The sequence below is a fragment of the Longimicrobiaceae bacterium genome (assembly GCA_035696245.1).
GTDB lineage: Bacteria > Gemmatimonadota > Gemmatimonadetes > Longimicrobiales > Longimicrobiaceae > DASRQW01.
The window spans coordinates 1-10079 of sequence record DASRQW010000026.1 but is presented as its reverse complement, the minus strand read 5'-3'; the positions used below and the strand labels follow the sequence as shown (position 1 = coordinate 10079).

Here is a 10079-nt window from a genome sequence, read left to right as displayed (position 1 = left end):
ACGCGAAAATCCCCTGAGCAGGGCTGCTCGGGGGATCGCTCGACGTCTTTAGAGCAACTAACGATGGCCGGGAAGCTGATGCCAGAGGAGGAGACCCAGCATCCAAGCAACGCACAGCCAGGAGAGCATCTTCGCCGGTCTGGAGTCCCACTTCGCAGCCGCATAACCGCTTGTGACCGCGAGGACGCACTGAAACGCAAACGCGAGGAAGCAGATCAAGAGGAGCGTAAAGCCAGCAGTTACCGGCCAGCCAGCGTTGCTGAAGGTTCCGCTCAGCAGCAGCCAGATGATCGCTGCTGAACAGGCCAGGGCGAACAACAGGAACCCCACGTATCCCTTCTGAAGCTTTGTCATCCTTGCCTACAGCTTATGGTTCAGGCGCAACGCCGATGGGCCAGCAGACCGCCGCGGCAACGCCGATTGCTCTCAATGCCACCCCGCCAGACAGGCTAAGCTGCGCCCAAAGTACGTTCTCGTTATTCCGAGATTCCATGTAGTTGTTGTAGAGAAGCTTCTCCAAAAGCGGATCGTAAGGCGAGGTGCTTCCGTAAGCATAGTGCGCGTTGTTGTACTCGATGTATTCGCGGTATTTATCGTCCGTGCTCTTCCGGGCCTCGTACATCTGATATGCGGAGATGCCGGTTGCTCCAATCGCTGCCCAACCCGTGAAACCCATCTTCACCGCTACGCATCCTGCGTAACCGATCGGGCCGTTGTTGGCTGTGGTCCCATCTTCGTCATCATCGCCGGGCAGTGTCCCGGGCGGAATCCCCGCCCCGCCACCGCCACCGCCGGGCGTTGGCGAGGGGGGCGGGTCGGTCACCGGGGACCCTGTCCCGGAACTGCAGGAATTGGGGTCGGAATGCCAGAATCCAAGGTAATCCGTGCACCCGGTTGCCACAGCGTTCAGGGGGTCCAGCATAACAGCCCGCGTCGCGGAGTTCCCGGCTAGCTCAGGCGCGGTGATGTGATCTGCGCACGCCCCGGCGATCGCGGGCAGGATCAGGAGCAGAAGTACCGTAGCTATCCGACTCCGCGTGTTTTTCGACCGACGAGAGAACATTGGTTTGCAGGAGGTGATTGGTTGATCGCTGGCATGCCCTATCAAGGGTGAGCTCACAACGGGAAGTAAAACGAGGAAGCGCAATTCACACAAGTCTCGGCGTAAAAGAAGCCACCTGGCCGAGCCTGACGCCATACATCTCCCGACCGTCATGGGCGATGGGGGGTGGACGCGAGACGGCCGGCCTCCGCGGGGGGGGGCCGGCCGTCGTCGTGCTCATTTCGGCGCCGGACGTGCCGGCGCCGGGTCCCGCCGCGGGATCAGAGCGGCGAGGTGCTGGTGTTGTAGACCGCGCGGTACACGTTCACGCGGCCCGCGCCGTACCCGGTGTCGGTGCCCGCCGTGCCCTTGTCGTCCGCCGTGCCCAGCAGGCGGGTGCGCAGCGCGGCGCCACGCAGACCGGTGGCCCACCCCACCACCGCCGCGGCGCTGGTGAAGTTGGGGGCGGCCATGGAGGTGCCCTGCATGTAGCCGTAGTTGGTGCCCGACAGCGGGAGGTTGCCGGTCAGGTTGTAGATCGCGTCGCCCGTCGCCGTGCTGCTGTAGGTGTGGCCCTCGGTGTAGCCCGTCACGATCGAGCTGAAGATGCAGCCCTCCTCGGTGGTGTTGCTGTAGCAGTTGCCGCCGGGGGCCGAGACGTCCAGGCCCTTGCCGTAGTTGGAGTACGAGGTGCGGGCGTCGCGCCAGTCGGTGGCGGCCACGCTGATGGCGTTGGCGTCGCAGGCCGGGCAGCTCACCTGGCTGCGGCCGTCGTTGCCGGCCGAGGCCACGAACAGCGTGCCGTTGCTGGTCAGCGCCTGGATCGCCGTCTTCTCGCCCGTCGACTCCGTGGCGCCGCCGATGGAGAAGTTCACCGCCACCAGGGGCTTGCCGCTGGCGTCGCGGTAGCTGGCAGCGGCGTTCAGCGAGTTGATGATGGCCGAGCTGGGGCAGCCCGCCGTGCCGCACACGCGCTGCACGTACACCTTCACGTGGCCGGCAATGCCCGTCACGCCCACCGCGCTGATGTTCGTGCCCGCCGACGTGCCTGCGGTGTGCGTGCCGTGGCCCTCGGCGGCGATGTCGCTGGGGTCGTTGTCGTTGTCGATCCAGTCCTTGCCCGCGATCAGGCGGCCGGCCAGCTCCGGGTTGCTGAAGTCCGCCCCGGTGTCGATGCTGCCGATCACGATGTCCGGGCAGCTGCCCGCCTGGCACGTGGCGGTGAAGCTGGCGTCCATGTCGGCGTCGGCGAGCGCCGCGTACGTGGCGGGCAGCGACTGGCCGTAGCGGCCGCTGGTGTCCAGCTCGTTGAACTTCATGTTCATCCCGCCCGGGTTCTGCAGCGCCCACAGGCGGGTGTTCACGGCCTGCGGGTAGCGGATGTAGTTGGGCTCGGCCCACTCCACGCGCGGGTCGGCGGCCAGGCGGGCGGCCGTGGCGCGCTCGCTGCCCTCGGCGGTGATGGCGACGTCGAACGCGTTGCGCAGGCCGTGCGCGCCGCGGCCCACGCGCGCCTCGCCGAACACCTCCTCCAGCGTGGCGCCGTCCTTCAGCTTGACCAGCACCTCGCCGGGCACCACACGGTCCTGCCCTGCATCCGCCACGGGCGCAGATGCCGGCCCGCTCCCCGCCGCGGGTGAAGCGACGGGGCCGTCGGCGCAGGCCGTGACGGCGGCGAGCGTGAAGACGCTCAGGGCAGCGAAACGGATTCGGGACATCTTGAACCACTCCTCGCAACATGGGTGCTGACGGCGACGGACGTCCCGCACCGGCCCGGCGGGCCGCGAACAGGATGAACGTCCGTTCGGTTGGTCGGGCACCATCCAGGCAACGCTCGCGCCAAACCGCAAGCCATCTTGCGACACACCCAAATCACTCACCCACATACGTTTCCAAACACATTCGGGAAACGATTGCCGCTGCGTAGCGGTGCGCTCCGCACCAGAATGGTGCAACAAACCATTTCTAACATGTTGTGACAACGCCACTTGGGAAACACATCTCCCGACAGTATCTATTTGTTCGTCGACTGCCGTGCCTCAAAGGCGGGATCAGGAGATGGAGATGCGGAGGTGACGGGTGGGGCTCGCAAAAGCGTCGGATGAGAGGATGCGCAGGCGCTGCCATACGCTGAAGCGGGAGACGATGATCGGCTGCACCGGCCAGTGCGGAGCCGGACCGCCGCGAGCGAACGGACGCGCGGGGTTTCGGGAGATGCGAGAAAGCTTGGAACGCCATGCGTGTACGGTAGATTGCGGCGCGTGCGAGATTCGCACTCAGGTGATGGCTTCCCCGGTCCAAGTGGAGGCTTCCATGCGCAGACTGCCGCTGCTCTCCGTGCTCCTCGCCGTCGCGTGCACGCCCGTGACGCAGACCACCAGCGGGGCGTTCGCACCCGCCACCGAACCCACGCCTGGGATGACGGGCATGTACACGACCACGCTGGCCGCGAGCGACATCCCCGCCACCGCCTCGGCGGAGCTGCGGAACGGGACGCCGGGCACGTGGGCGCTGGACTTCCGCGAGGGCAGCCGCTTCGTGGTGATGTTCAACGGGGCAGAGGTCGTGCAGGGCAGCTACCGGATGGACGGCGACCGGGTCGTGTTCGCCACCGGCGAGACGGGCCCGTACGCCTGCAACGTCCCGGCGGAGTACACGGTGAACAGGAGCGGGAACCAGCTCGCCTTCACGAAGGTGGGCACCGACACCTGCGAGGGCCGCGTGCTCGCCATCACCTCGCGCCCGTTCACCCGCGCCCCCTGAGCGGCGGCGCCGCGCGGACGCTCGACGAAAGACGGCGGGGGAGGCGGATTCCGATCCGCCTCCCCCGCCGTTCATCTACCGAATCCCGCCCATCTACCGAAGCTCGGCTCCGACCCGTGCTCGACAGCTTCGGCCGAACGCCAGCCGATCAGCGGACGGTGAACGGCAGGGCCAGCTCGGTGGTATCCCACATCATCCGCAGCACGCCGCCCGCAGCGGCCGGGTCGATGGCGATGGTGAAGCGCTCCACCGGCTCGCCGCTCACGCTGCGCGACGGCAGGTCCACGCGCACCAGGTCCTGCTCGCCGTGGTACTCGGTGCCCCACTGGCCCGTCTCCTTGTTCACGATCAGCTTCCAGCCGGTGGGGCTGGGCAGCGTCCACAGCGTGTACGTGCCGGCGGGGACGGTGGCGCCGCCCATCACCAGGTCGTGGTCGGTGCGGAATTGCGTGGCCGCGTTCGCGCCGGTGCGCCACACCTCGCCGTACGGCACCACTCCGCCCACGATGGCGCGCCCGCGGCGCGACGGCCGGCCGTAGTCCACCAGCAGGTTCGCGCCGCCCACGCTGGCCCGCACCGTGTCGCGCGGCGAGAGCTGGCCCATTGCGCGGCCGCCCGCGTCGGCCGCCGTCCACGCGCTCGCGATTCGCATCACGTCCAGCGTGGGAAGGCGGTCCACCAGCACCTTGTCGGTGCTCTCGGTGCCGTCCAGCCGCGTCAGCCGGCCGCGCGCGTCGAACCGCACGCGGTGCAGGCCTTCGAAGTCGGTCATGATCACCGAGTCCGCGCGCACGCGCCGCACGGTGAGCGGCAGGGCCTGGCGCGCACCCATGGGCAGGATCGCCAGGTCCACCGAGTCGCGCCCGGTGCGGCGCGCCACGGCCGCGGCCTGCTCGTACAGCCCGAACGAGTAGGTGAGCTGCGGCAGCGTCACGGCGGGCGTGGCCACGCGCAGGTTCGTGGTCGTGGTGTCGCGGGTCACGCGCACCGTGGCGCTGTCGCCGCCGAAGTCCGCGACCGCGCGCGCCACCGGCGGCCCGCTCGCGGGGCCCACCGTGAGCTCGTAGTGCGAGACGGAGCCGTCCGGGCGCAGGGTGGCCGTGTAGCTCCGCACCGTGGTGCGCGGCGCGCGAGACACCACCTGGCCCCACAGGCGGTCGCCCACGCGGCTGTAGCGCTCCACCGCCACGGTGTCGCTGCCGATGCGCGCCACGAAGGCGCCGCTGTCGGCCGGGGCGCGCTGCGCGGCGGCGGGCATCGCCGCGGCGAGGAGCGCCAGCGCGGACAGGCCGCGCAGGGTATGACGGGTCTTGGTCATGCGTCGATCTCCGGTTCCGGGTTGAGAAGATGGTGTCGCGGAAGATGCTCAGGACTGCTGGAACAGGGTCGCTTCGATTTTCGTCAGGGTGCCGCTCGCAGGACGCGGGCGGGAGTTGCCGCGGAGAGCGGTGATGGGAGATGCCGCCGGCGCGCTCGGCAGTGGAAGGTGCGAGGGCCGGCGGATGCCGCCCGTCCGCATCTTCTGACCATACCCGCTTGCCCGCGCGGGCGCGCACGTGAGATGTGAGAGCGGGCGGGTGCGCGTGATCGCACCAAGGTTGCGCGCGGGAGTGGGGCGCACAAGGGCGGCGCTCATCGTGCATGGGGGCGCGGGCGGGCGCCCGGCGGCGAGGGCCGGGCCGCGGCAATCCACACGTGGAGGGAGCGGAGATGGCGTACGCGTTGATCCAGTTCGTGGAGGCGGGCGAGCGCAAGGCCACGGTGGTTCGCCTGAGCAACGGCCAGCCCACCGGCCAAGACGGCGTGATGGACCCGCTGAGCGCCTTCATCGAGGAGACGTCGCCCACCATGCTGCGCCAGGGATCGCCCGGCGCGCTGTACATGGCGCAGCTCTTCACCGCCCGTGAGGCCGAGGCCGGCCGCGAGGTGCGCGTGCTGGGCGGCACCGGCGAGCTGGGCATCACCCTGGGCGAGGTGGAGGCGATGGACGGCCAGGGCTTCTTCTACGAGGTCACCTTCGGCCGCGAGGGCGAGCGCACCATCCCCTCCATCCACGTCACCCCGCTGAAGGGCGAGGACGCCGCCACCCCCGGCTGACGCGTCTGCATCTACCGCAAGCAGGCGCCGCCGTCCATCTCCCGTCCCGTCCGCCGTCTGTGGATCGGCATCCGCACATCGGCGAAACGGGAGATGCGCGGCCGTGCTTGCAAGCCTCGACGCGTGATCGTGGATGTTCGATCCGCATCTCCTTGCATTTAGTAAGCGTGCTTATATACTTGGGGGATACGTAGCGGACGAACTTCCAAGGGAGATGCGGAGATGACGACGAACGAAGCGGGAGATGCGGAGCGGGTGGGCACGAAGGAGGATGGCGGACCGGTGCGCTACTGGATCGGAGTGGTGTCGCGGGAGCACGTGGTGCGCGGGGTGGACGGCGGATTCGCGCAGCTCTGCCACGGCAAGGAAGCGCCCCTGCGGCGGATGAGGCCCGGCGACTGGCTCGCGTACTACTCGCCGGCCGAGGCGATGGGCGGGAAGGCGCCGCTCCAGGCGTTCACGGCCATCGGCCGGGTGCGGGAGGGCGGCGTGTATCCGTTCGCCATGAGCGAGACCTTCGTCCCGTTCCGCCGCGACGTGGAGTACATGCCCTGCACGGCCGCGCCCATCCGCCCGCTGCTGCCGGAGCTGTCGTTCATCCGCGACAAAGCGCGGTGGGGCGCGGCCTTCCGCTTCGGCCATGTGCAGGTGCCGGAAGACGACTTCCGCGCCATCGCCGCGGCCATGGGCGTGGAGCTGCCGGTGCGCGCGGATGGGTGACGCCTTCCCCACCCGCTTCGCCGTGCCGGAGGAGAGCCCCGGGTTCGTGCTGTGGCGGGCGACGAACGCGTGGCAGCGCCGCATCCGCGAGGCGCTGGAGCCCACCGGCCTCACGCACGTCCAGCTCGTGCTGCTCGCCTCGCTGGTGTGGATGACGCGCGGCGGCTACGCGGTCACGCAGGCCGACCTCGCCCGCCAGGCCGCGACGGACGTGATGATGACCTCGCAGGTGCTGCGGGCGCTGGAGATGCGCGGCCTGCTGGTCCGTTCGCCCCACCCGACCGACGCCCGCGCCCGCGCCCTTCGCCCGACGGACGAAGGCGCCGCCCTCGCCACCCGCGCCATCCCCCTCGTGGAGCACGCCGACGCCGAGTTCTTCGCCGCGGCGGGCGACGACCTCCCCGCCGTCATCCGCGCGCTCCAGGCGATGTCCGCCAGCGCCGGCTGAAGGTCGGCTGCGATTCAGCCGAAGCACGGACATCCCGCCCGACCCAACATCGACATCGTTCGCCCGTCTCGCCGTTGCAATGCGCGGGCGGGCAATTCGTTCGGATGCATCCCGGCGCGTCCGGCTGCGCCACGGGTGTGGAGGCTTCGCACGCAACACACGGGAGATGCGCGGCTTTCCATCTCCCGAAAGTGGACGGGCTGGGGAGTCCTTGGAAAGCGCATGATCGCCTCACTCCCGAGTTGTCCTGGAGGGTCACCGGGGCGGCTCTCAGGCCGCGGGGAGCGGCGGCGGCTGTATCCCGGAGCGCACAGTTCTTGCCCCTCCCGTGCGCCGTCATAAACGCCGAATTTGCTGGAACTTGCAGGCTGGCGTGACCCGGCTTCGCATGCCCCGGAAGTGCCCCGCGAAGCCGTTCTTGTCTCAGGAATACGCGGCTCGCCCGGACCTGTGACGGCCGCTCTCGACACGAACCGAAGCACACGCTCCATGATCCACCACAAGGCCACCGTGCGCCCCCGGGCCCAAGCCCAAGTGGACGAAGGCTCCACCATGCTTCCGGACCTGGTCTGCCTGTCGCACCTGCGCTGGGACTTCGTGTTCCAGCGCCCGCAGCACCTGATGGGACGGTTCGCGCGCGAGCGGCGGGTGTTCTTCGTGGAGGAGCCGTGGTTCCGCGACGGGCCGGTGCACCTGGACGTGATCGAGGCGGCACCCAACCTGACGCGCGTGATCGCCCACCTGCCGTGGAGCCTGTGGCACGACGCCGACCGCGCCCAGCGCGAGCTGCTGGACCCGTTCTTCGCCGAGCGGGGCGTGGAGCGGCCGGTGCTCTGGTTCTACAACCCCGTGGCCGCGGGCTTCATGCGGCACGTGCAGCCGTCCGCCGTCGTGTACGACTGCATGGACGAACTGTCCGCCTTCCGCAACCCGCACCCGTCGCTGCTGGAGCGCGAGGCGGAGCTGCTGCGCCGTGCGGACCTGGTGTTCACCGGCGGCCGCAGCCTGTACGAGGCCAAACGCGGCCGGCACCCGTCCGTGCACCTCTTCCCCAGCAGCATCGATGCGGCGCACTTCGGCCGTGCGCGCGAGACGCAGCAAGAGCCGGCGGCGCAGGCCGATCTCCCCCGCCCCCGCCTCGGCTTCTTCGGCGTGGTGGACGAGCGCATGGACCTGGACCTCCTGGCCGCCGTGGCCGACGCGCGGCCGGAGTGGCAGATCGTGATCGTGGGGCCCGTGGTGAAGATCGAGATGGCGGACCTGCCCCGGCGCCCCAACCTGCACTTCACCGGCGGCGCCACGTACGACGAGCTTCCGGCCTGGATCGCGGGATGGGACGTGGCGCTCATCCCCTTCGCGCTGAACGAGTCCACGCGCTTCATCAGCCCCACCAAGACGCCGGAGTACCTGGCCGCGGGCCGGCCGGTGGTGTCCACGCCGATCACCGACGTGGTGCGGCCCTACGGCGAGAACGGCCTCGTCCGCATCGCGAGCACGGCGGACGAGTTCATAAGATCGGTAGAAGCGGCACTGGCGGAGACGGACGACGAGCGCGCGGCGTGGCTGCGGCGCGTGGACGCCTTCCTGGAGGGCACCTCGTGGGACCGCACCTGGGCGGCGATGGCGGACAAGGTGGCGGAGGTCGTGGCGCGGTCCGGCGGCTACGAGGGGGTGACGGGCGCGGCGGCGAGCATCTGACGGCGGAGAACGGCGGGACCTTACGGAGCACTGCGGGGCTTTCCATCTACAGCGGCTGACAAGCGGGGTGAAGATGTTCGACTACCTGATCGTGGGGGCGGGATTCGCGGGGAGCGTCCTTGCCGAGCGCCTGGCCGCGGGCGCGGGCAAGAAGGTGCTGGTGGTGGACCGCCGCACGCACGTGGGCGGCAACGCGTACGACCACTACGACGACGCCGGCATCCTGGTGCACCGCTACGGTCCGCACATCTTCCACACCAACTCGCGCGACGTGTTCGACTACTTGTCGCGCTTCACCGCATGGCGGCCGTACCAGCACCGCGTGCTGGCCAGCGTGGACGGGCAGCTGCTGCCCATCCCCATCAACCTGAACACCATCAACCAGATGTACGGGCTGTCGCTCACCTCGTTCCAGCTCGAGGAGTTCTTCGCGAGCGTGGCCGAGCCCCGCGAGCGGCTGCGCACCAGCGAGGACGTGGTGGTGAGCAAGGTGGGGCGCGAGCTGTACGAGAAGTTCTTCCGCAACTACACCCGCAAGCAGTGGGGGCTGGACCCGAGCGAGCTGGACGCCGCCGTGACCGCCCGCGTGCCCACGCGCACGAACCGCGACGACCGCTACTTCGGCGACACGTACCAGGCCATGCCGCTGCACGGCTACACGCGCATGTTCGAGAACATGCTGTCGCACCCCGGCATCAAGGTGCTGCTCAACACCGACTACCGGGAGATCGAGGGCGTGGTGCCGTACCGCGAGATGATCTACTCGGGCCCCATCGACGAGTTCTTCGACCTGCGCTACGGCAAGCTCCCGTACCGCTCGCTGCGCTTCGAGCACGAGACGCTGGGCGTGCCGCAGCACCAGCCCGTCGCCGTGGTCAACTACCCCAACGAGCAGCCGTACACGCGCGTCACCGAGTTCAAGCACCTGACCGGGCAGGAGCACCCCAAGACCAGCATCGTCTACGAGTACCCGTGCGACGACGGCGACCCGTACTATCCCGTGCCGCGCGAGGAGAACGCGGAGCTGTACCGCCGCTACAAGGCCATGGCCGACGCCACGCCCGGCGTGCACTTCGTCGGCCGCCTGGCCACGTACAAGTACTACAACATGGATCAGGTGGTCGCCCAGGCGCTCGCAACCTACGAACGCCTGCAGGCCACCACTCATGTGCCCGTGAATGGGTCTACGGCCTAGGCGTGGGTAGTCAGACCTTCGAAATATGGGGCGGTATTGAGGGTACGGTTAACCGCGTCGGGGACAGCTACTTCGACCAGCTAGCGATGAGCGGCCACAACGAACGGATTACGGAC

Annotated in this window: 10 protein-coding genes; 6 read left to right on the top strand and 4 right to left on the bottom strand. The window is 69.1% G+C overall.

Translation table 11 applies throughout. From position 1 onward, the window contains the following. Window positions 1–57 precede the first annotated feature (57 nt). From VFE05_01000 to VFE05_00990, 3 genes are all read right to left on the bottom strand, one after another. Complete coding sequence (locus tag VFE05_01000) at window positions 58–354, bottom strand: hypothetical protein (GenBank protein HET6228621.1); 297 nt, start codon at window positions 352–354, stop codon at window positions 58–60. A gap of 13 nt (window positions 355–367) precedes the next feature. After that, window positions 368–823: a hypothetical protein gene (locus tag VFE05_00995; GenBank protein ID HET6228620.1), complete on the bottom strand. Its 456-nt coding sequence runs from the start codon at window positions 821–823 to the stop codon at window positions 368–370. Between the two features lie 500 nt (window positions 824–1323). Next, window positions 1324–2760, bottom strand: a complete 1437-nt coding sequence (locus VFE05_00990; protein ID HET6228619.1) for a S8 family serine peptidase — start codon at window positions 2758–2760, stop codon at window positions 1324–1326. A 595-nt stretch (window positions 2761–3355) separates the two neighbouring features. On the opposite strand from VFE05_00990, the gene VFE05_00985 reads away from it, so the two are divergent. Further along, the gene (locus VFE05_00985; GenBank protein ID HET6228618.1) at window positions 3356–3805 is read left to right on the top strand and encodes a hypothetical protein; all 450 of its coding nucleotides are present in this window, start codon (window positions 3356–3358) and stop codon (window positions 3803–3805) included. Between the two features lie 148 nt (window positions 3806–3953). Here the strand turns inward: VFE05_00985 and VFE05_00980 are convergent, their stop codons facing one another. Continuing rightward, complete coding sequence (locus VFE05_00980; protein HET6228617.1) at window positions 3954–5123, bottom strand: DUF2911 domain-containing protein; 1170 nt, start codon at window positions 5121–5123, stop codon at window positions 3954–3956. 392 nt (window positions 5124–5515) lie between these two features. Here VFE05_00980 and VFE05_00975 point away from each other — a divergent pair, with 392 nt between their 5' ends. The 5 genes from VFE05_00975 (at window position 5516) to glf (ending at window position 9963) form a co-directional block, all read left to right on the top strand. Continuing rightward, window positions 5516–5902, top strand: a complete 387-nt coding sequence (locus VFE05_00975; GenBank protein ID HET6228616.1) for a hypothetical protein — start codon at window positions 5516–5518, stop codon at window positions 5900–5902. Between the two features lie 222 nt (window positions 5903–6124). Beyond that, window positions 6125–6622, top strand: a complete 498-nt coding sequence (locus VFE05_00970; protein HET6228615.1) for an EVE domain-containing protein — start codon at window positions 6125–6127, stop codon at window positions 6620–6622. Beyond that, on the top strand, window positions 6615–7070 hold the full coding sequence (locus VFE05_00965; GenBank protein HET6228614.1) for a MarR family transcriptional regulator: 456 nt from the start codon (window positions 6615–6617) through the stop codon (window positions 7068–7070). The genes VFE05_00970 and VFE05_00965 overlap by 8 nt, the downstream gene beginning before the upstream one ends. A 489-nt stretch (window positions 7071–7559) precedes the next feature. Continuing rightward, complete coding sequence (locus tag VFE05_00960) at window positions 7560–8768, top strand: glycosyltransferase family 1 protein (GenBank protein ID HET6228613.1); 1209 nt, start codon at window positions 7560–7562, stop codon at window positions 8766–8768. Window positions 8769–8841: 73 nt separating this feature from the next. Further along, on the top strand, window positions 8842–9963 hold the full coding sequence (gene glf, locus VFE05_00955) for a UDP-galactopyranose mutase (GenBank protein HET6228612.1): 1122 nt from the start codon (window positions 8842–8844) through the stop codon (window positions 9961–9963). The last annotated feature ends 116 nt before the right edge of the window (window positions 9964–10079 follow it).